This is a genomic window from Phenylobacterium sp. (assembly GCF_030698145.1).
Taxonomy (GTDB): domain Bacteria; phylum Pseudomonadota; class Alphaproteobacteria; order Caulobacterales; family Caulobacteraceae; genus Phenylobacterium.
Genome location: NZ_JAUYNW010000147.1, coordinates 13,672 through 34,711, shown reverse-complemented (window position 1 = coordinate 34,711; position 21,040 = coordinate 13,672). Strand labels below are relative to the sequence as shown.

20 protein-coding genes are annotated in these 21,040 nt (G+C 68.0%); 16 read left to right on the top strand and 4 right to left on the bottom strand.

Going from position 1 to position 21,040, the window contains the following annotated elements; translation table 11 throughout:
• Window positions 1–29: 29 nt before the first annotated feature.
• The 7 genes from Q8Q77_RS20435 to Q8Q77_RS20405 are packed head-to-tail and all read left to right on the top strand — an operon-like array spanning window position 30 to window position 5,717.
• Window positions 30–797 carry a cephalosporin hydroxylase family protein gene (locus Q8Q77_RS20435; protein WP_305585932.1) on the top strand — a complete coding sequence of 256 codons (768 nt, stop codon included), beginning with the start codon at window positions 30–32 and terminating at the stop codon, window positions 795–797.
• A complete protein-coding gene (gene rfbF / locus Q8Q77_RS20430; protein WP_305585930.1) occupies window positions 798–1,571 on the top strand; it encodes a glucose-1-phosphate cytidylyltransferase in 774 nt (257 codons plus the stop codon).
• Window positions 1,568–2,626, top strand: a complete 1,059-nt coding sequence (gene rfbG / locus Q8Q77_RS20425; RefSeq protein ID WP_305585927.1) for a CDP-glucose 4,6-dehydratase — start codon at window positions 1,568–1,570, stop codon at window positions 2,624–2,626. Before rfbF ends, rfbG begins: the two co-directional genes overlap by 4 nt.
• A complete protein-coding gene (locus tag Q8Q77_RS20420; RefSeq protein ID WP_305585925.1) occupies window positions 2,626–3,867 on the top strand; it encodes a class I SAM-dependent methyltransferase in 1,242 nt (413 codons plus the stop codon). Before rfbG ends, Q8Q77_RS20420 begins: the two co-directional genes overlap by 1 nt.
• On the top strand, window positions 3,867–4,403 hold the full coding sequence (locus Q8Q77_RS20415; RefSeq protein WP_305585922.1) for a dTDP-4-dehydrorhamnose 3,5-epimerase family protein: 537 nt from the start codon (window positions 3,867–3,869) through the stop codon (window positions 4,401–4,403). Before Q8Q77_RS20420 ends, Q8Q77_RS20415 begins: the two co-directional genes overlap by 1 nt.
• A 10-nt stretch (window positions 4,404–4,413) precedes the next feature.
• Window positions 4,414–4,905 (top strand): DapH/DapD/GlmU-related protein, encoded by a 492-nt coding sequence (locus Q8Q77_RS20410; protein ID WP_305585920.1) that lies wholly within the window; start codon window positions 4,414–4,416, stop codon window positions 4,903–4,905.
• Complete coding sequence (locus Q8Q77_RS20405; protein WP_305585918.1) at window positions 4,902–5,717, top strand: NAD(P)-dependent oxidoreductase; 816 nt, start codon at window positions 4,902–4,904, stop codon at window positions 5,715–5,717. Before Q8Q77_RS20410 ends, Q8Q77_RS20405 begins: the two co-directional genes overlap by 4 nt.
• Here Q8Q77_RS20405 and Q8Q77_RS20400 read toward each other — a convergent pair.
• The 4 genes from Q8Q77_RS20400 to Q8Q77_RS20385 form a co-directional block, all read right to left on the bottom strand.
• Window positions 5,714–8,029, bottom strand: a complete 2,316-nt coding sequence (locus Q8Q77_RS20400) for a tetratricopeptide repeat protein (RefSeq protein ID WP_305585916.1) — start codon at window positions 8,027–8,029, stop codon at window positions 5,714–5,716. The two genes, Q8Q77_RS20405 and Q8Q77_RS20400, sit on opposite strands and share 4 nt — an antisense overlap.
• Window positions 8,030–8,175: 146 nt before the next feature.
• Entirely contained in the window at window positions 8,176–8,451 is a 276-nt protein-coding gene (locus tag Q8Q77_RS20395) for a SemiSWEET family sugar transporter (RefSeq protein ID WP_305585914.1), read from the bottom strand.
• A gap of 96 nt (window positions 8,452–8,547) precedes the next feature.
• Window positions 8,548–9,588 (bottom strand): sulfate ABC transporter substrate-binding protein, encoded by a 1,041-nt coding sequence (locus Q8Q77_RS20390; RefSeq protein ID WP_305585912.1) that lies wholly within the window; start codon window positions 9,586–9,588, stop codon window positions 8,548–8,550.
• Between the two features lie 74 nt (window positions 9,589–9,662).
• Window positions 9,663–11,174, bottom strand: coding sequence for an OprO/OprP family phosphate-selective porin (locus tag Q8Q77_RS20385; RefSeq protein ID WP_305585910.1), 1,512 nt, complete (start codon window positions 11,172–11,174; stop codon window positions 9,663–9,665).
• Window positions 11,175–11,384: 210 nt separating this feature from the next.
• On the opposite strand from Q8Q77_RS20385, the gene Q8Q77_RS20380 reads away from it, so the two are divergent.
• The 9 genes from Q8Q77_RS20380 to Q8Q77_RS20340 all read left to right on the top strand — a co-directional run bounded on the left by Q8Q77_RS20380 (window position 11,385) and on the right by Q8Q77_RS20340 (window position 20,979).
• Window positions 11,385–12,815, top strand: coding sequence for an ATP-binding protein (locus Q8Q77_RS20380; RefSeq protein ID WP_371130492.1), 1,431 nt, complete (start codon window positions 11,385–11,387; stop codon window positions 12,813–12,815).
• Window positions 12,816–12,911: 96 nt separating this feature from the next.
• On the top strand, window positions 12,912–14,354 hold the full coding sequence (gene pstC, locus Q8Q77_RS20375; RefSeq protein ID WP_305585906.1) for a phosphate ABC transporter permease subunit PstC: 1,443 nt from the start codon (window positions 12,912–12,914) through the stop codon (window positions 14,352–14,354).
• Window positions 14,347–15,642 (top strand): phosphate ABC transporter permease PstA, encoded by a 1,296-nt coding sequence (gene pstA, locus Q8Q77_RS20370; RefSeq protein WP_305585904.1) that lies wholly within the window; start codon window positions 14,347–14,349, stop codon window positions 15,640–15,642. Before pstC ends, pstA begins: the two co-directional genes overlap by 8 nt.
• A 28-nt stretch (window positions 15,643–15,670) precedes the next feature.
• The gene (gene pstB / locus Q8Q77_RS20365; protein WP_305585902.1) at window positions 15,671–16,516 is read left to right on the top strand and encodes a phosphate ABC transporter ATP-binding protein PstB; all 846 of its coding nucleotides are present in this window, start codon (window positions 15,671–15,673) and stop codon (window positions 16,514–16,516) included.
• An 8-nt stretch (window positions 16,517–16,524) separates the two neighbouring features.
• Complete coding sequence (gene phoU / locus Q8Q77_RS20360; RefSeq protein ID WP_305585900.1) at window positions 16,525–17,220, top strand: phosphate signaling complex protein PhoU; 696 nt, start codon at window positions 16,525–16,527, stop codon at window positions 17,218–17,220.
• A gap of 11 nt (window positions 17,221–17,231) precedes the next feature.
• Complete coding sequence (gene phoB / locus Q8Q77_RS20355; RefSeq protein WP_305585898.1) at window positions 17,232–17,921, top strand: phosphate regulon transcriptional regulator PhoB; 690 nt, start codon at window positions 17,232–17,234, stop codon at window positions 17,919–17,921.
• A 74-nt stretch (window positions 17,922–17,995) separates the two neighbouring features.
• The gene (locus Q8Q77_RS20350; RefSeq protein ID WP_305585896.1) at window positions 17,996–18,469 is read left to right on the top strand and encodes a VOC family protein; all 474 of its coding nucleotides are present in this window, start codon (window positions 17,996–17,998) and stop codon (window positions 18,467–18,469) included.
• A 31-nt stretch (window positions 18,470–18,500) separates the two neighbouring features.
• Complete coding sequence (gene purD, locus Q8Q77_RS20345) at window positions 18,501–19,775, top strand: phosphoribosylamine--glycine ligase (RefSeq protein ID WP_305585894.1); 1,275 nt, start codon at window positions 18,501–18,503, stop codon at window positions 19,773–19,775.
• 136 nt (window positions 19,776–19,911) lie between these two features.
• Window positions 19,912–20,979: a phosphotransferase gene (locus Q8Q77_RS20340; RefSeq protein WP_305585892.1), complete on the top strand. Its 1,068-nt coding sequence runs from the start codon at window positions 19,912–19,914 to the stop codon at window positions 20,977–20,979.
• Window positions 20,980–21,040 lie beyond the last annotated feature (61 nt).

Below are 21,040 nucleotides of genomic sequence, written 5' to 3'. Positions count from 1 at the left end.
GCCGGCACAATTTCCGAAGGCTGAGAGCTTTGATCACCATCATCGACGAAGAGCGCGGCGAAGTCGTCGTCAAGGACGGCGAGGCCGAAACCCGCCATAGCCTGGCGAGCGCCGAGGGCTTCGCCGCGGCGTCCAAGGCCTGGCTGCGGGCCACCTGGGATTCCAAGTACGTCTATTCCTTCGCCTGGATGGGCCGGCCGGTCATCCAGTTGCCGGAGGACATGATCCGCCTCCAGGAGGTGATCTACGAGCTGAAGCCCGACGTCCTGGTCGAGACCGGCGTCGCCCACGGCGGCTCGCTGATCTTCTACGCCTCCCTGTTCGAGGCCATGGGCAAGGGCCGGGTGATCGGGATCGATATCGAGATCCGCAAGCACAACCGCGAGGCCATCGAGGCCCACGAGATGTTCAAGCGCATCGAGCTGATCGAGGGCTCCTCGACCGCGCTGGAGACGCTGGAAAAGGTGAAGGCGCTCATCAAGCCCGGCGAAAAGGTGCTGGTTGTGCTCGACAGCAACCACACCCGCGACCACGTGCTGGACGAGCTGAAACTGTACGGCGAGCTGATCGAGGTCGGCTCATACGTGGTGGCCACTGACGGCATCATGGCCCAGGTGAAGGGCGGCCCGCGCACCGGCGACGACTGGGACTGGAACAACCCCCTGCGCGCCGTCCACGACTTCGTGGCGCAGGACAAGCGCTTCATCGTCGAGGAGCCGGCCTTCCCGTTCAACGAGGGAACCGTGACGGAGCGCGTCACCTACTGGCCCGACGCCTTCGTCAAGCGGATCGCCTAGATGAAGGTCGTCCTGCTCTGCGGGGGCCTGGGCACCCGGATCTCCGAGGAAAGCCACCTTAAGCCCAAGCCGATGATCGAGGTCGGCGGCCGGCCGGTCCTCTGGCACATCATGAAGCTGTTCTCACACTACGGCTTCAACGAGTTCATCGTGTGCCTCGGCTACAAGGGCTATGTGATCAAGGAGTACTTCGCCAACTACGTGCTCCATAACGCCGACCTGACCGTCGACCTCGGCAAGGGGTCGATGGAGTACCACGCCACCAACCACGAACCCTGGCGGGTCACCCTGGTCGACACCGGGGCCGAAACCATGACCGGCGGTCGCCTGAAGCGGGTGGCCGACTATCTGCCGCCCGGCGAGCCGTTCTTCATGACCTATGGCGATGGCGTCGCCGACGTCGACCTCAAGGCGCTGGCCGCATTCCACAAGGCGCACGGCAAGCAGGCCACGGTGACCGCCGTCTCGCCGCCCGGCCGCTACGGCGCGCTGGAGATCGTCGACGGCGGAGTCCAGCGCTTCATCGAGAAGCCGCCGGGCGACGAGGGCCTGATCAACGGCGGCTTCTTCGTGCTGCAGCCCGAGGTCGTCAGCCGAATTTCAGGAGACGACATGCCCTGGGAATCCGAGCCGCTTCAGGGCCTGGCGCGGGACGGGGAGCTGCAGGCCTTCCACCATTCGGGGTTCTGGACCGGCATGGACACCCTGCGCGACAAGAACCACCTTGAGGCCCTGTGGGCCTCGAGCCAGGCGCCCTGGCAAGTCTGGAAATGAGCCGACCCGACCCCGCCTTCTGGTCGGGCAAGCGCGTCCTGCTGACCGGGCACACCGGGTTCAAGGGCTCGTGGGCGGCGGTCTGGCTCTCGCGGATGGGAGCCAAGGTGACAGGTCTGGCGCTGGCGCCAGACCAAGAACCGGCCCTGTTCATTCAGGCAGGCGTCGCCAGCCTGACGGACTCGCTGCTGGTCGACTTGCGCCGCCCCGCCGACGTGGAGCAGGCCCTGGCCGGACGCGAATTCGACCTGGTCCTGCACATGGCCGCCCAGCCCATCGTGCGGGCCTCTATCGAAGACCCCATCGCCACGTTCGCCTCCAATGTGATGGGTACTGCGCATCTGCTGCAGGCCTTGCGCGGGCAGGGGGCGCTGAAGGCCGTCCTGGCGATCACCTCGGACAAGGTCTACGCCAACAACGAAACCGGCCGCGCCTTCGCCGAAGGCGACCCGCTCGGCGGCAAGGACCCCTATTCGGCCTCCAAGGCGGCGACTGAGATCGTCGTCCAGAGCTTCGCGCGCAGCTACTTCGACAAGGCCCATGTGCCCGTCGCCACGGCGCGCGGCGGCAATGTCATCGGCGGCGGCGACTATTCCCGCGACCGGCTGGTGGCCGACATCGTCCGCGCCGGCCAAGCCCAGGGCGTCACGGTCCTGCGCCATCCAGAAGCCACCCGGCCCTGGCAGCACGTGCTGGACTGCGTCGCGGGCTATCTGGTGTTCCTGGAACGGCTGGCGAGCGATCCCGCCGCGCCCCGGGCGTTGAACTTCGGACCCCGTCCCGGTGGGCCGGAGGTCACGGTGGGCGAACTCGCCACCCGCGCGGTCGAGGCCCTGGGCGCCAAACCCTGGCGTCACGAACCCGACCCTGACTCCCTGGAGGCCAAGGCGCTGGGCATCGACGCCAGCCTGGCCCGCCAGGTGCTGGGCTTCGAGAGCGCGCTGGACGCCCCGGCCGCCGTGGAATGGACCATGGACTGGTATCGCGACCAGGCGAACGGCGGCGACGCGCTCGCCCTCGTCGGCGACCAGATCACGCGCTACGAAGGCCTTTGATGACCGTTCCCGCCTGCCGCTTCTGCCGCGCGCCGCTGACCCAGACCTTCGTGGACCTCGGGATGCAGCCGCTGGCCAATTCCTACCTGACCAAGGCCCAGCTCGAGTCCGGGGTCGAGGGCGTCTATCCGCTGCGCACCCGGGTCTGCGGGGCATGTTTCCTGGTCCAGGCCGATGACCCGGTCGCCGCCGACGCCATCTTCGACGACGGCTACGCCTATTTCTCCGCCTATTCGGAAAGCTGGGTGGCCCACGCCAAGCGCTATGCCGAGGCGATGGCGACGCGGTTCGGCCTGGGCGCCGAGTCCCTGGTCATCGAGGTGGCCTCCAACGACGGCTACCTGCTGCAGCACTTCAAGGCCATGGGCGTGCCTGTCCTGGGGATCGAGCCCACTGGGAACACGGCGGAGGTCGCGATCCGGGAACGGGGTATCCCGACCGAGGTCACTTTCTTCAACGACGCCACCGGCCGCGACCTGAAGGCGCGGGGCGTCGCCGCCGACCTGATGGCCGGCAACAACGTCCTGGCCCACGTGCCCGACATCGGCGACTTCGTGGCTGGCTTCCAGCATGTGCTCAAGCCGCAGGGCGTGCTGACCTTCGAGTTCCCGCATCTGCTGAACCTGATCGAGAAGGTCCAGTTCGATACGATCTACCACGAGCACTACTCCTACCTGTCTCTGCTGGCGGTGGAGCGGGTGCTGCGGGCCAAAGGCCTGCGCCCCTTCGATGTCGAACTCCTGCCCACCCACGGCGGCTCGCTGCGACTGTTCTGCGCCCACGAGGCGTCGACCCATGTGGAGACCCAGGCGCTGAAGGACCTGCGGGCCCGTGAGCAGGCCGCGGGCCTGGACGTTCTGTCGGGCTATGACGGCTTCACGGCCAGGGTCGAGGCGGTGCGCGAGGGCTTCCTGGCCTTCCTCGCCGAGGCTAGCGCCGACGGCAAGGTGGTGGCGGCCTATGGCGCGGCGGCCAAGGGCAACACCTTCCTGAACTATGCAGGGGTGACCGCCGTCGACGTCGTCGCCTGCTTCGACGCCAATCCGCACAAGCAGGACCGCTACCTGCCGGGCAGCCACATCCCGACCTATGCCCCGGCCAGGATCGTCGACTTCAAGCCCGACTACCTGATCATCCTGCCCTGGAACCTGAAGGACGAGATCATGGGCCAGCTGGCCTACATCAAGGACTGGGGCGGCCAGTTCGTGACCGCCGCGCCCGACACCAAGGTCGTCGGCTGATGCGGTTCAAGGCGACCGGCATCGATGGTGTCGTGATCGTCGACCTCGACGCCATGAGCGATGAACGCGGCGCCTTCGCACGGCTGCATTGCCCCGAAGAGTTCGCCGCGGCCGGTTATCCGTTCACGCCCCTGCAGACCAGCCTGTCGCGCAACCTGAAGGCCGCGACCCTGCGCGGCCTGCACTATGAGGCCTCGCCGCACGAGGAGGCCAAGCTGGTGCGCGCGACCCGTGGCGCGATCTTCGACGTGGCGGTGGACCTGCGGCTGGGCAGCCCGACCTATCTCCGGTGGACGGGCGCAGAGCTTTCCGCCGAGAACGGCCGGGCCCTGCTGATCGGCAAGGGCCTGGCGCACGGCTTCGTCACCCTGACCGACGACACCGACGTGCTCTATCAGATCGATCGCATCTTCGAGCCGGGCCACGGCCGCGGCGCGCGTTGGGACGACCCGGCCTTCGCCATCGCGTGGCCTGTGAAGCCGCTGGTGATGTCGGATCGGGACGCGGCCTATCCGGACCATGGCTCGGCCAGCTAGACTGCCGCCGATGCTGACCATCGACCCCACCGCGAAGATCTCCCCCCTGGCGGATATCGAGGCCTCCTCGCGGGGCACGCCGATCACCATCGGAGCGCGGACGATGATCGACGCCTTCGTGAAGATCAAACCGGCCGGCGGTTCGGGCGCCGTCGAGATCGGCGCCGACTGCGCGGTCAATTCCGGCACGGTCATGTACACCGGCAACGGCATCAAGATCGGCGACGCCGTGCTGATCGCCGCCAACTGCACGCTCGCTCCGACCAATCATGAGTTCGGCGACAAGGCCAAGCGCATCCGCGACCAGGGCTTCCAGCCCTCGCGTGGCGGCATCATCATCGGCGACGATGTCTGGCTGGGCGCCAACACGGTGGTGCTGGACGGCGCGGTGATTGGCCAGGGCTGCGTGATCGCGGCGGGCTCGGTGGTGCGCGGCGAGCTGGAGCCCTATTCGATCTATGCCGGCGTCCCGGCCAAGCGCGTGGGCGCGCGCGGCGAATGAGCCGCTACACCGTCATCGGCGCCGGCGGCTTCATCGGCGCGCGGCTGGTCGCCTTCCTGCGCGGGCGAGGCGAGAGCGTCCACGCCCCGGCGCGCGGCGATCCGGAGTTGTTCGCAGCCGACCTTGGCCGAGTGTTCTATTGCGCGGGCCTGACCGGCGATTTCATGGTCCGGCCCTTCGACACGGTGGACGCCCATGTGGGCCTGCTCACCCACGTGCTGCGCGACGCGAAGTTCGAGCGGATGATCTATCTCTCCTCCACCCGGCTCTATGACAGCCTGGGCGAGCGTGGGGGCCACGAGGATGACGTCCTGGCCTTCGACGTGGCCGCGCCGCGCAATGTCTACGACCTCTCCAAGGCCCTGGGTGAGAACCTGTGCCTCGCCCGTTCCGGCGGCCGTGCGGTTGTGGCGCGGCTCTCCAACGTCTTCGACTGGACCGACGACGCCGGCGGCTTCCTCTCGGACCTCCTGAAGCGCGCGCGGCGGGAGAGGGCGATCAGCCTGGACTCCTCGCCCCAGGCGGGCCGCGACTACATCCACGCTGACGACGTCATCGCCGGCCTGCTGGCCATGGACGCCAAGGCCGCCGAGGGGATCGTCAATATCGCCCGCGGGGAGGCCATCTCGAACGCCCAGATCGCCCAGGTGTTCGCCGCCCACGGCTGGACCCTGGACCTTGCCGGCGGCGACGCCCCACCCCACGGCCCGACCTGCGACGTTTCGCGGCTGGCGGCCCTCGGTGTGCAGGCGCGCGACGTGCGCGAGGTGCTGGCCGGGGCGCTGGGCGATCCGGCCTTCCCGCTGACCTAGGCCGCGACGGGAATCTTGCCGGCCGCCTTGGCGCGGTCCACGGCGCCCTGGACCATCTCGTAGAAGTCGGCGGCGAATTGCTTGGTCTGGCCCAGCGGACTGGCCTTCAGCATGCCCCGCAGCCCCGTGCGCAGCGCCTGACGACGTTCGGGATCATTAGCCAGCTTCAGCGCGATCGCCACGAACTCGTCTTCGCTCGTCGCGCACAGGTCGGCCAGGCCGGCATTGGTCAGGATCGAATAGCTCAGCCGCTCGAACATGGCCTCGCCCACCATGGTGACCACCGGCACGCCCATCCACAGCGCCTCGCAGGTGGTGGTGCCGCCGGTCTGGGGGAAGGTGTCCAGGGACATGTCCATCTCGTTGTAGAATGGCATGTGCGCGCCGCGGACGTCCTCGAAACGCAGGCGCTCGGCGGCCACGCCCTGGGCCTCGAACAGGGCGGTGATGTTCTTGCGGAACGAGGGCGTGCCGCTCTCCGGGCGCACGAACATAAATCGGGAGTCGGGAATGGCCGCGGCCACCCGCGCCCAGGTCTGAACCATCTCGCGGCTGTACTTGTAGGGATTGTTGGCGGTGCCGATGGTCAGGAAGCCGTTGCGCGATTGCGGAATGGTCTCGGTGATCGGCCGCTCCGGGAAGGCCATCTCGCCCATGGCGATCCAGCTCTTCGGCATCTTCAGAGGCTCCTCGATCACCAGCTCGCGCCTGGGCGGGCACACATAAGGGTCGAGGATCAGGTGGTCGATGGTCTCCAGCCCCGCCGAGTGGGGATAGCCCAGCCAGCTCGCCTGGAGCGGCGCGGGCTTGAAGGCCATGACCGAGATCTTGTTCATGTGGGTCGAGCCGCCCAGTTCGATCAGCAGGTCGAGCTGGTCGTCGGCGATCATCTGGGCCGCGTCTTGCTCGGTGATGTCCTTGGTCCAGCGGAACACGTCGACCAGCTCGGTGATCCGGGTCTGGGTCGAGTCGACGTTCGAACCTTCATAATAGGAGTAGCAATAGACCTCGAAGCGGCTGCGGTCGTAGTGCTCGAACAGGGGCATGGCGAAATAGGCCACCGGGTGGGCCCGGAGGTCCGAGGACATGAAGCCGATGCGGATCTTGCCGTCCGCCGGCCGCGGACCGGGCCAGCGGATCGGCCACTTGGTCACCGCCGTCTCGGCCATCTCGCCCCAGCGGCGGTGCATCGCCACCAGCTCCAGGCGGTCTTCCGGGGTGCGCACGCGGGCCAGGTGGCTCAGCAGGGCGGTGTGGCGGCCGGCGTCGACCCAGCGGTTGCCGACCTCCGAGAAGCTGCCCAGCGCCTCCACGCGATCGTAGTCGGCCAGGCGGACGATGATCTCCAGCGCCACCTTCAGCGGGCTGGCGGCGAGTTCCTCGCCCTCGGGAATGGCGTCCCTGATGACCTCGTAAGCCCGCTCCAGGTGCGCCGACTCGTCGCCGTAGCGCGAACGGCCCAGGCTCTCGGCCAGGGCGATCCGGTACTCCGTCTTGTCCGGCTCCAGCTCGATCGCCTTCTCCAGGTGGTGGTTGGCGCGCGGGCGGTCATAGTCCGCCAGGGTCGCGCCGAGATGGAAGTGAATCCAGCCGAGGTCGCCATGCAGGGCGAGCTGCTCGATGAAATAGGCCTCGGCCTCGCGCAGCTTGCCAGAGCGCCGTAGGGCCATGCCCTTGGCCTCGCGGATCCTGGCGACACCCGGCAACGCGGCCTCGGCGCGATCGAAGGTCGCCAGAGCCTCCGCCGTCCCCTGCATCTCGGTGATGAGGGCGGTGAGGTCGAGCCAGCCGTCGAGGAAGTTGGGCTTCAGCTTGACCGCCAGGTTGAAGCGCATGAGCGCCTTGTCGCGGTCGCCCGTGTTCCACAGGCCGCGTCCCAGGCCTCGCTGGTATTCCGCGACGGTCGGTTGCATCCGCACCAGCTTGGTGAAGGTCTCCACCGCGCCCGGGCCGTTCTTGATGTCGTTGTAGATGTTGCCCTTGTTGCTCAGCACCGCGGCGCTCTTGGGGTTGAGCTTCTCGGCCTGGGTCAGGGCCTTGAGCGCATCCTCGTAGCGGGCGAGGCGGCGCAGGGCCACGCCACGCAGGTTCAGCAGGTCGAAGTCGCGCGGATAGAGGGCGACGCCCGCGGCGGTCCAGCGCTCCATGCGCGCGTACAACTGGCGGCGGAACAGCAGCCCGCCGAAGTTCTTGTAGACCGCCAGCGGGGCCTTGGGATCGGCCTCGAGCTGGGCCTCCGTCAGGAGGATGCCCCGTTCGGCGTCACCCGCCTTGAAGGCGGCTTCAGCCTCGGCGAACCTGTCCATCGACATACAAAGTTCCTGTCACGCGCTGGGGCTCGGGTATCCGAGGCGCCGGCGGCGGCGAGTTGGGGAGGGGCCTCGCCCGATCGGGCGCGCGTTCGCGCCAATCTAGTGGCCTCGGCCCACGGCGCCAACCGGGGTGCGTCGAACCGCTCTCAAGCCGCCTTCCGATCGCGGAACCGCCACTTCAGGGCAAGGATGACCGCCGCCAAGGTCAGGCAGACCGCGTTGGCCCCGATCACCGGCCAGCTGCCGGTCAGGACGCCATAGGCGGTCCAAAGGCTGAACCCCGTCACGGTGACCACGTACATGCGCAGTGACACCGAGCTTGCGTCGCGCTCGCGCCAGATCTTGACGATCTGCGGGGTGAAGCTGGCCATCGAGCAGATGGCTGCGGCGGTTCCGACCCAGTCGGCTGCGGAGAGGCTCATGCCTGCTCAAACGGGCCGGCACGGCCCAGGTTGCGCCAAACGAGAAAGGGCGCGGAGGGGGAGCTCCGCGCCCATGGCCCGAGCCGCGCCGCAGGGTCAGCCCGGCTTGTAAATCTTGTCGAACACACCGCCGTCGGCGAAATGCGTCGCCTGGGCCTTTTTCCAGCCGCCGAAGGTGTCGTCGATGGTGACCAGCGGGATCTTCGGGAACTTCGAGGCGTATTTCGCCGCCGCCTCGGCGCTGCGCGGCCGATAGTGGTTCTTGCCGATCAGGTCCTGGGCGATGGGGCTGTAGAGGAACTTCAGATAGCCCTCGGCGATGGTGCGGGTCTTCTTGCGGTCGACCACCTTGTCGACCAGGGCGACCGGGGGTTCGGCCAGGATCGACAGCGAGGGTATGACGATGTCGACCTTGCCGGGGCCTAGCTCCTCGATGGCCAAGTGGGCCTCGTTCTCCCAGGACAGCAGCACATCGCCGATGCCGCGTTGGACGAAGGTGGTGGTCGAGCCGCGCGCGCCGGTGTCAAGGACCGGGACGTGCTTGAACAACTCCTCGACGAAGGCCTGGGGGTTGCGGCCGTTCTTCTGGGCCCAGCCCCAGGCGGCCAGATAGTTCCAGCGCGCCCCGCCCGAGGTCTTGGGGTTGGGGGTGATGACGTCGATGCCGGGCTTGATCAGGTCGCCCCAGTCTTTGATTTTCCAGGGGTTTCCCTTGCGCACCAGGAAGACGATGGTCGAGGTGTAGGGCGTGGAGTTGTTGGGCAGGCGCGACTGCCAGTTGGCCGGCAATAGCTTGGCCTTCTGGGCGATCTCGTCGATGTCGTAGGCCAGCGCCAGGGTCACCACGTCGGCCTGGAGCCCGTCGATCACCGAGCGCGCCTGGCGACCGGAGCCGCCGTGGCTTTGGTTGATCGCCAGGTCCTGGCCGACCTTGCCCTTCCAGTAACGGGCGTAGGCGGCGTTGATGTCCTTGTAGAGCTCGCGGGTGGGGTCGTAGCTCACATTGAGCAGGGTGACCGGCTTGGCCTTGGCCTGGGCCGAGGCCTGGCCCGCCAGGAGCGCCGGTCCCGCTGTGGCGGCGGCCGCGCCCCCGGCGACGACGCCGCGGCGGGTCGGGAGCTTCAAGTCATGAGTCATCGTATCGAGATCCTTGTTCTGAGGGCTCGGCCGCAGTGGCGGTGATGTGGGGCGGCCGGGAGCGCCGCCCGTCGTCAGAAGGCGTACTGGGTGCGCAGCGAGTAGATGCTGAGATCCTGGCCCACCTGGGCGCCGGCCGACGGGGTGGAGCCGGCGACGAAGGCCGTGCCGCCGGGCGACAGGCGGTCGACCGAGACGTCCTGGTAGGCGGCCTGGAAGCGCAGCGCGTTGTTGACGTACCAGTTGAGACCTAACGTGAAGATCTCCTGTTCGCCGCCGCGGATCGCCGCGGCCGCCAGAGCCGTGCCGGGCGAGCCCGCGAGGTAGTTCAGGTCCAGCTTCGAATAACGCAGACCTAGCTCCCAGGCTCCCCAGCCGCCGGTCTTCAGGTCGAACGGTTTGGCGGGACGCGGCGCGTCGAAGGTGGCGTTGCTGTAGCGGCGCGCCTCGCCGGTGATGGTCCAGCCCGCCTGGGCGTACCAGCCGGAGAAGTCCGGATCGCCCAGCGCGCCCTTCCGGTCCACGTCGATGTCGAAGTACTCCGACTGGATGTTGAGGCTCTTCCATTGGGCGCCGAACTCCGCGCCGATGGCGGTCAGGCCGTTGGCGTCGATATTTCCGGTGTCGACCAGGCGCGTGCCGTCGACGCGGATCTCGGGGCGGTCGCGCAGGCGGATCGCGGTGACCGCGGTTCCCGCCACGTCCGGGCCGCTGGCGGCCGGATTGATCACGATGGAGGTGTTGACCCCCAGGTGGATCAGGCTGTCGTCGCGCCGGAACGGTACGAAGGAGAAGCGGCCCACGAAGGCGGTCTGTTCGTCGAAGGTCTGGGTGGCGATGATGTTGCCTGTGATGGCCGCCGTGGCGGCCCAGTTGTCGCCGTTGGCGAGGAAGGCCACCCCCGTTCGGCCGTCGCCCGCGGCTATGCCGCGCACCAGTTCGGAGGGCGAGGCGCGCTCGGCGAACAGCGAGCCGTTGGTGGAGACCGCCTCCTCAAGACCGCTGGGCGGGGAGAAGGCGCCGATGCGCAGCTTGGCGTTGGCGAAGGGCAGACCGTTGTACTGCACCCAGGCGGCGCTGATCTTGCCGGCTTCTTCGTTCCCGGAACCGCCGAAGTCGTAGAGGAAGTTGTATTCGAAATCGCCGAAGGCCTTGCCCTCCACGCCAAGCCGCGCGCGGCGGAAGTTGGCGCCGTCGCTCAGGTCGCGGGCGCGGTCGTTCTCGGCGGCGTCGCCGAACGAGCCGCGGCGGAAGTCCGAGCCGAGCGGGCCGGGCGCGCGCTGGTCGTAGTGGGCGCTGTCCAGCTGGAACACGCCGCGGAACGAAGCGGTGAACTTGCCGTCGGAGGTGGCGATGGTCGGGCGGCCGTTGGCCAGGGACACCGTGGTGGCGGTGGCGTCCTTGCGCACCGCGGCGATGTTGTTCGCCGTCGACTGCTTCAGGTCGGTGATCTGCCCCTGGAGCAGGGCCAGTTGTTCCTCCAGCGCCTTGATGCGCGCGTCGGTCGCCTCGTCGGCGGCCGCCATGGCCGGCCAGCAGAGCGCCATGACGGCGGCCCCTGCGATCAGTTTGTTCTTAAGCGCCATAGTCCCCTCGGCTTGTTTGAGTTCGTTCAAAACTCGCTCACATGAAGACACTATAAATCCTATCGGACAAATAGAGAATGATTTCAGGCGATCGCAGATTTCCTGACAAGGACGCCGCTGATGTGTCGCGCCCTTGGGTTGGTGTCATCGCGGTGACATAAGCTTCGGGCCAGGTCGATGTTTGCCCATCGGGAGATTCGCTTGGCGCTGTTGTCGCCGTCTTCGACGCCGGGTTGGCCGGCCAGGCTCTCGCCGCTGTGGCCGGTGCTGAGCGCCGGCGCGGCTGGAATCCTTGGCATCGTGGGCCTGGCGATCGCTTCCGGCGCGGATGCGCGGCTTGCCTCATGGATGGTCTTGTTGGCCGCGGGCGTGACCGGCCTGCTCACCTGGCATGTGGCCGAGCAGGTCAACGCCCACGAGAGCGCCTCGGCCGCGACGGCGGCCATGCGGCCGGCGCACGAAGACGCGCCGCCCTATGCGAGCCTTATCAACGCCCTGCCGGACCCGGTGCTGGTGATCGCCGCCCATGAGCCCGATGACCTCACGGGTCGACGTTTCGTCTTGGTTAACGCCGCGGCCCGGGAGACTTTCAGGATACAATATGACGCAGGGCTGCTGGTCACGGCGATCCGCGATCCCGAGGTCCTGGAGGCGGTCGACGAGGCGTTGTTCGGAGGCCTCGATTCCGAGGCTGTATATGAGATGCGCGGCGCACAGGAGAGAGTCCTGCGCGCCATCGCCAAGCCGCTGGGCGTGGCGCCCGATGGCGCGCGCCTGGCCCTGCTGGTGTTGCGCGACGAGACCGACATCCGCCGTTCGGAACGAACCCGAGCCGATTTCCTGGCCAACGCCAGCCACGAACTGCGCACCCCGCTGGCCTCGCTCTCGGGCTTCATCGAGACCCTGCGCGGCCACGCCCGGACCGACGAGGGCGCGCGCGACAAGTTCCTGGCCATCATGCAGGCCCAGGCCGATCGCATGGCGCGCCTGATCGACGACCTGCTGTCGCTGAGCCGCATCGAGTTGAACGAACACATCGCGCCAGAGGGTGAGACCGACCTGGCCGCCGCGGTGATGGATGTCGTCGACGGGGTGGCGCCGTTGCTTCGCGAACGTGACGTGAAGCTGGCCACTGACCTGCCTTGCCGGGGACAGGCCTTGGTGGCAGGCGACCGCGACCAGATCATCCAGGTGATCCAGAACCTGATCGACAACGCGATCAAGTACACGCCCAAGGGCGCGACGGTGCAGGTCGGCCTGCGCGCGGCCCTGACGCACGACGCCGCCGCCGCGCCCCGCGATCCTCACGCCGCTCGGTTGTCGTTGCTGACCCCCGATCACGGACCCGATCTCTACGCGTCCCTGCGGGTGACTGATTCCGGCGTCGGGCTGGCGCGCGAGACCCTGCCGCGGCTCACCGAGCGGTTCTACCGGGTCGAGGGCCAGAAGAGCGGCGAGCGGCACGGGACGGGGCTCGGCCTGGCCATCGTCAAGCACATCATGAACCGCCACCGCGGCGGCCTGACCGTGGAAAGCGTGCTGGGGAAGGGGGCCACCTTCACCGCCTATTTCCCCATGCTGCGCGGAGCGCCGTCGGAGCCGCCGACCTCAGCCGAGGCCGCCGTTACAAAACTGTCGTGAAACCGTCGTACAGGAACAGCAATCCGCAGGCAGGTTCCGGCCGCGGGGACTAGGGATAGCTCCCGCAAGAAGCTGTGGCTGGATCACGAAATTCCAATGCTCACCTGGATCGCCCTTGCGGCGCTGATCTTGTTTTCAACGGCGGCCTATATGGCCGCGCGGCGACGGGCCGTGGCCACGGTCGGCGGCAAGACCGCCGGCCTGCACTCGCTGCCCGGTTACTACGGCGCCTACGCCGCCCTCTGGGCGGGGGTGCCGGCGGTCCTCCTGGTGCTGTTGATCGCCATGTTCGGCGGCCGTCTTGAGGAAGGACTGCTGCGCCTCGACGCCCCCGCCTCCGTCCAGGCCCTGACTGCGCCGCAGCAGGACGTGTTCTATGACGACGCCCGGGCGATGGCCCGCGGCGGCAACCCCAGCGAAACCGCCTATGCCGGCGACCTGAAGACGGCGCTGGACGCCAAGGCCGCCCGGTCCACGCAGCTCAAACAGCTTATCGACTACGGGGCCTTGTCCCTGGCGGCGGTCCTGGCGCTGGCGGGCCTTGTTCTCGCTTATCCCAAGATCGCTCCCGACTTCCGCGCCCGCAACCGGGTGGAGGGCTGGGTCGCGGCCCTGTTCATCGTCTCCTCGGTCACGGCGGTCCTGACCACGGTCGGCATCGTGGCCTCCCTGGTCTGGGAGAGCTGGCGCTTCTTCCAGGCGGTGCCGCCGCTCCAGTTCCTGTTCGGCCTGGAGTGGGATCCGCAGATCGCCATGCGCACGGACCAGTACGCGACCTCCGGGGCGTTCGGGGCGGTGCCGCTGTTCGTCGGCACCTTCCTGATCATGCTGATCGCCATGGTCGTGGCCGCGCCGATCGGCCTCTATTCGGCGATCTATCTCTCGGAATACGCCAGTCCCTGGACCCGCTCGGTGGTCAAGCCGATGCTGGAGATTCTCGCGGGCGTCCCGACCGTGGTCTACGGCTTCTTCGCCGCCCTGACGGTGGGGCCGCTGTTCCGCGGCTTCTTCAACTGGATCGGCGCCATGCTGGTCGACGGCCCGCTGAACGATCTGGGCCTCTATCTCATGCAGGTCCAGAACCAGATGGCGCTCGTCGCCGGGGCGGTGATGGGCATCATGCTGATCCCCTTCGTCTCCTCGCTCTCCGACGACATCATCAACGCGGTGCCGCAGTCCCTGCGCGACGGCAGCCTGGCCATGGGCGCCACGCGCTCGGAGACGGTCAAGAAGGTGGTGCTGCCCGCCGCCCTGCCGGGGATCATGGCCGCCCTGCTGCTTGCGGTCTCGCGGGCCGTGGGCGAGACCATGATCGTGACCATGGCCGCGGGCCTTCAGGCCAACACCACGCTCAATCCCCTGGACACGGTGACGACGGTGACGGTGCAGATCGTGACCCTGCTGACCGGCGACCAGGAGTTCGACAGCCCCAAGACCTTGGCGGCCTTCGGCCTGGGCCTGACGCTGTTCGTGGTGACCCTGATGCTCAACATCGTGGCCCTGCGCATCGTGCAGAAATATCGGGAACAATATGACTGACGCGACCCTCCCGACCGCCGCGGCGACGAACCTGCGCCGGATCGTCGAAGCCCGCCTCGTCAAGCGCCACGCCCAGGAGATGCGGTTTCGCCTCTATGGCCGCATCGCCATTATCGTCGCCCTGTCGTTCCTGGCCGTGCTCCTGGGGCGGATCATCCACCAGGGCTACACGACCTTCATCGACAACCAGATCAGCGTTTCGGTCTATCTGGACCCGGCCAAGATCGATCGGGGCGACCTCGGCGGGGCCAATTACGATCAGATGGTCGCCGAGTCCCTGCTGACCACCCTGGGCGAGACCGACGACGAGTTCGGGGAGAAATCCGGCAAGATCCTCGAGATCATGTCCAACGACCTGGGCTTCCAGCTCCTGACGCAGGTGCGCGGCGACCCCTCGCTGATCGGCAAACGGGTCTCGGTCACCGGTCCCGTGAAGTCGGACGCCAGCCTCTACTACAAGGGCGAGATCAAGCGCTCCACGCCGCAGGACAGCCGCAAGCTGGACGACCAGCAGCTCGACTGGCTGGACAAGCTCAAGGCGGCGGGCGCGATCAAGTCGGGCTTCAACTCCGGCTTCCTCACCCGCTCGGACTCCACCGAGGCGGAGCAGGCCGGGGTGCTGGGCGCGATCGTCGGCTCGCTGATGATGCTGTTCGTCACCGCCTTCCTGGCCGTGCCCATCGGGGTGCTGGCGGCGACCTATCTGGAAGAGTTCGCGCCGAAGAACCGCTGGACCGACCTGATCGAGGTGAACATCAACAACCTCGCCGCCGTGCCCTCCATCGTCTACGGCCTGCTGGGCCTGGCGGTGTTCATCAACTGGCTGGCCGTGCCGCGCTCCTCCCCCCTGGTCGGCGGGCTGGTCCTGGCCTTGATGGCCCTGCCGACCGTGATCATCGCCACCCGCTCGGCGCTCAAGGCCGTGCCGCCCTCGATCCGCGAAGCCGCCCTGGGCGTCGGCGCCTCGCGCACCCAGACGGTCTTCCACCACGTCCTGCCGCTGGCCATGCCCGGCGTCATGACCGGCGCCATCCTGTCGCTCGCCCACGCGCTGGGCGAGACCGCGCCGCTGCTGATGATCGGCATGGTGTCCTTCGTGCCCGGCGTGCCGGAGGGCTTCACCGGCTCGGCCACCGTCCTGCCGGTCCAGGTGTTCATCTGGGAGACCGCCTCAGAGCGTGGTTTCCACGAACGCACCGCCGCGGCCATCATCGTCCTTCTCGTGTTCATGATCGTCATGAACCTCGCCGCAATCCTTGTGAGGCGTCGCTTCGAGCGGCGGTGGTAGCGTCATGAAGCCCCATTCGAGGTCCCAAATGCCCAGTCAGCGCGACGACGCAGCCGCCCATGCCGAGGCGCCCGTGCACATCGCGGTCGACCGCGCCCACGCCGCCGCCCCGGTGGGCGGGGTCAAGATCCGCGCCCGCGACGTCAACGTCTTCTACGGTGAGAAACAGGCCCTGTTCGACGTCGGCCTGGACGTGCCGGAAAAGGCGGTCACCGCGCTGATCGGCCCGTCGGGCTGCGGCAAGTCCACCTTCCTGCGCTCGATCAACCGGATGAACGACACCATCCCGGGCTGCAAGGTGAAGGGCCGCATCGAGCTGGACGGCGAGGACATCAACGACAAGTCCATCGACCCGGTGGTGCTGCGCGCCCGGGTGGGCATGGTGTTCCAGAAGCCCAACCCGTTCCCCAAGACCATCTTCGAGAACGTCGCCTACGGCCCGCGCATCCACGGGACGGCCAGCGGCAAGGCCGAGCTGGAAGCCATTGTCGAGGGCTCCCTGAAGCGGGCCGGCCTCTGGGCCGAGGTCGCCGACCGACTGCACCAGCCGGGCACGGGTCTGTCGGGCGGTCAGCAGCAGCGCCTGGTCATCGCCCGCGCCATCGCCGTCTCCCCCGAGGTGATCCTGATGGACGAGCCCTGCTCGGCCCTGGACCCGATCGCCACCGCGCGGATCGAGGAACTGATCGACGAGCTGCGCAACCAGTACTGCATCGTCATCGTCACCCACTCCATGGCCCAGGCCGCGCGAGTCTCGCAGAAGACAGCGTTCTTCCATCTGGGCAAGCTGGTGGAGGCGGGCCCGACGGGCGAGATCTTCACCAACCCGCGCGACAGCCGCACCCAGGACTACATCACCGGCCGGTTCGGCTAGAGGGCGTCATGAACGAGCACATCGTCAAATCCTACGAAGACGAGCTGAACACCCTCACCGCCGACTGCGCGCGCATGGGCGGGCTGTGCGAGGCCCAGGTCAGCGACGCCATTGACGCAGTGGTCAAGCGCGACCAAGCCACCGCCGAGCTGGTGGTCGGCCGCGACGAGCGGTTGGACGTGCTGGAGGCCGACATCGAGCGCAAGGCCATCCGGCTGATCGCGCTGCGCCAGCCCATGGCGAACGACCTGCGCAAGACCGTGGCGGCGATGAAGATCGCCTCGAACCTGGAACGCTGCGGCGACCTGGCCAAGAACATCGCCAAGCGCACCCTGGTGCTCACCGAAGCCGAGCCGATCACCCCGCTGACCCGCTCTATCGAGCGCATGGGCCGCTTGGTCCTGGGCCGGCTGAAGGACGTGCTGGACGCCTATACGGGCTCCGATCTCGACCGTGCCCTGGCCGTCTGGAGCCGCGACGACGAGGTGGACGAGCACTACAACAGCCTGTTCCGCGAGCTGTTGACCTACATGATGGCCGATCCGCGCACGATCACGGCCTGCGCCCACCTGCTGTTCGTCGCCAAGAACCTGGAGCGGATCGGCGACCACGCCACCAACATCGCCGAGATCATCCACTACGAGATCACCGGCGAGGAGATGATCTCCGCCGACCGGCCGAAGACCGACGCGTTGCGCGTCTAGGAGCTGTTGATTTGACGCCTCACATCCTGGTCGTCGAGGACGAAGACGCGCTCTCGACGCTGCTGCAGTACAATCTCGACAAGGAAGGCTACGAGGTCGCCGTCGCCGGTGACGGCGAGGAAGCCCTGACCCTGGTCTCCGAGCGCCTGCCCGACATCATCGTGCTGGACTGGATGCTGCCCAAGATCTCCGGCATCGAGGTCTGCCGCCGCCTGCGCCAGCGGTCCGAGAGCCGCAACGTGCCGATTATTATGCTGACGGCGCGCGGCGAGGAGAGCGACCGCATCCGCGGCCTCGACACCGGCGCCGACGACTACATCGTCAAACCCTTCGCCATGAGTGAGCTGTCGGCCCGCATCCGCGCGGTGCTGCGCCGTATCCGGCCGGGCCTGGCCGAGGACCGGGTCCATATCGGTGACTTGGTCATCGACCGGGTCGCCCACCGGGTGAAGCGGGCGGGCAAGGAGATCCACCTCGGCCCCACCGAGTTCCGTCTGCTGGACTACCTGATGCAGCACCCGGGCCGGGTGTTCTCCCGCGAGCAGCTGCTGGACGCGGTCTGGGGCTCGGACGTCTATGTCGAGGCCCGTACGGTGGATGTCCATGTCGGGCGTCTGCGCAAGGCGCTCAACCGCGAGGAAGCGGCCGATCCGATCCGCACCGTCCGCTCGGCGGGCTACTCCCTGGACATGGACGCCTAAGGCCACGTGTCGTTGGGAGTCTCGAACTCCGGTAGAACAATGCTATCGTCCGTGTGACTCCCAGGGAGGGCCGGATGCTGAAGCTGGACCACGTGGTGTTTCCCGTCCGCGACGCGGGCGAGAGCCTGGCCTTCTACCGCGATGTCCTGGAGCTGCCGCTGGTCGACGCCCACGAGGGCGACGACTGGGGCTCCTATCCCTGGCTGATGATGATTTTCGCCCTGCCGGACGGCGGCGAGATCGTGCTGGTCGAGCTGAAGGACGCGCCGCGCCCCAAGTACAAAGACCTGCCCAAGGACGTGCGCCACTACGCCATGGCCGAGGGCTCGATCGCCGACCTGGCCGGCTGGCGCAAGAAGCTGCGCACGGCCGGCGTGCGCTTCTGGGAAGAGGACCACGGCGCCCAGCAGTCGATCTATTTCGAGGACCCGGACGGGGTGGTCCTGGAGATCACCGCCCCGCCGACCCGGCCGGCCGACACCGCCTCCGCCCGCGCCGCCCGCGCTGTCCAGCGGTGGCTCGGCGCCCATAACCAGCCCCAGGCTTGACCGCGGCCCGGCCGCGCGCCAAAGCGGCCCCATGAACATCCTCCTCGTCGGCTCGGGCGGGCGCGAACACGCTCTGGCCTGGAAGATCGCTGCCTCGCCGCTCGTCAAGCGCCTGGTCATGGCGCCGGGCAATCCGGGCATGGCGAACCTGGGCGAGCTGCGCGCGATCAAGCCGACCGACGTCGCGGCCCTGGTGGCGCTGGCGCAAGAGATCGCCGCCGACCTGGTGGTGATCGGGCCCGAGGTCGCCGTGGAGGTGGGCCTCGCCGACGCGCTGAACCAGGCCGCCATCGCTTGTTTCGGCCCCGTCGCCCAGGCGGGCCAGCTCGAGAGTTCCAAGGCCTTCACCAAGGCCTTCACCGACCGTCACGGCCTGCCCACCTCGGCCTACCGGGTCTGTGACACCGCCGACCAGGCCAAGGCCGCCCTGGCCGACTTCACGCCCCCCTACGTGATCAAGGCCGACGGCCTGGCGGCCGGCAAGGGGGTGGTCATCGCCGAGGACCTGGCGACCGCCCACGCCGCCATCGACGACGCCCTGGGTGGGCGGTTCGGCGCGGCCGGCGCGCGGGTGGTGATCGAGGAGTTCCTGCAGGGCGAGATCGGCTCGCTGTTCGCCCTCTGCGACGGCAGGGACTCCATCGTGTTCGGCGAGGCCCAGGACCATAAGCGCGCCTATGACGGCGAGACCGGTCCCAACACCGGCGGCATGGGTACCTACTCGCCGGCCCCGGTCTTCACGCCCCAGCTGATCGAACAGACCCGCACCCGGCTGGCCGAGCGGGCCTTCGCCGGGATCGCCGCGGAGGGCGCGCCCTACAAGGGCGTGCTGTTCGTGGAGCTGATGGCCACGGCCGACGGCCCCAAGCTGGTGGAGTTCAATGTCCGGTTCGGCGATCCGGAGTGCCAGGTGCTGATGCTGCGGCTGGAAAGCGACCTTGTTCCCTACCTGCTGGCCTGCGCCAACGGGACCTTGGCCGCCCTCCCGACGCCCCGGTGGCGCGACGAGGCGGCGATCTGCGTGGTCCTGGCCGCCGACGGTTATCCGGAGAGCCCGGTCGGCGGCTCGATCATCCGCGGCGCCGAGCAGGACTTCGGCGACCAGGTGGTCGTCTTCCACGCCGGCACCTCGCGCGATCCCGACGGGACCCTGCGCGCCGCCGGCGGACGGGTGCTCAATGTCTGCGCCCGCGGCGCGACCCTGCAGGAGGCCCGCGACCGGGCCTACGCCGCCATCGCGCGGATCGACTGGCCGGGCGGCTTCCATCGCACCGACATAGGCTGGCGGGCGCTCGGCGCGCGATAGAGACCCCAGACGGAGCCTGGTCTCGCCCGGCTCTGTCTTTCGAAGATCCGGTCTGTAGTTGACCAGGCGCCTTGCCCCGCACCCAGGCGGGTCGATAAGGTGGTTCAAACAAACGTACGAACCCTTGGGGAGCGCCATGACCGACACCGCGGAACAGGAACGCGAGGCGCTCAACAGCGGCACCAAGCCGGTGGCCGAGAGCCACAAGTTCGACGAAGCCTCGCTGCTGGCCTGGATGGAGGCCAATGTCGAAGGCTTCCAGGGTCCCCTGGAGGTCCGCCAGTTCAAGGGCGGCCAGTCCAACCCGACCTACCAGCTGGTCACCCCCGCCAAGAAATACGTCATGCGCCGCAAGCCGCCGGGCAAGCTGCTGCCCTCGGCTCACGCGGTCGACCGCGAGTACAAGGTGATCACCGCGCTCTATCCCACCGGCTTCCCGGTGGCCCGCTCCTACGGCCTCTGCACCGACGACAGTGTGGTCGGCACCTGGTTCTACGTCATGGACATGGTCGAGGGCCGCATCCTCTGGGACCAGCAGCTCCCGCAGTACGAGCCGGCCGAGCGGCACGCGATCTTCATGGCCAAGATCAAGACCCTGGCCGACCTGCACAACACCGACTACGAGGCCATCGGCCTTGGCGACTACGGCAAGCCCGGCAACTATATGGGCCGGCAGGTCGACCGCTGGACCAAGCAGTACAAGGCCTCGGAGACCGTCCATCTCGAGGAGATGGAAAAGCTCATCGAATGGCTGCCCAAATCGCTGCCCGCCCAGGAGCGGACCAGTATCGTCCATGGCGACTACCGCCTCGACAACATGGTCATCCACCCCACCGAGGCCCGCGTCATCGCGGTGCTCGACTGGGAGCTGGGCACCCTGGGCGAGCCCTTGGCGGACTTCACCTATCTGCTGATGAACTGGGTCAACGGCACGATCGCCACCCTGCCGGACCTCAAGGCCCACGGCATCCCCACCATCGACGAAGCGGTGGCCGCCTATTGCGAGGCCACCAACCGGACGGGCCTGCACGACCTCGACTGGTTCTTCGCCTACAACATGTTCCGCCTGGCCGGGATCTGCCAGGGCATCGTCGGCCGAGTGCGCGACGGCACGGCCAACAGCCCGCAGGCGACCGCCATGGCCGCGCGCGTGCCGCTGCTGGCGGAGTCGGCCTGGAAATACGCCCAGAAAGCAGGGGCTTGAGGCGAGCGCGGGAACCGTTCATGAAGCGCGCCTGACCCCCGCGTTTCGTACGAGCTTTCCC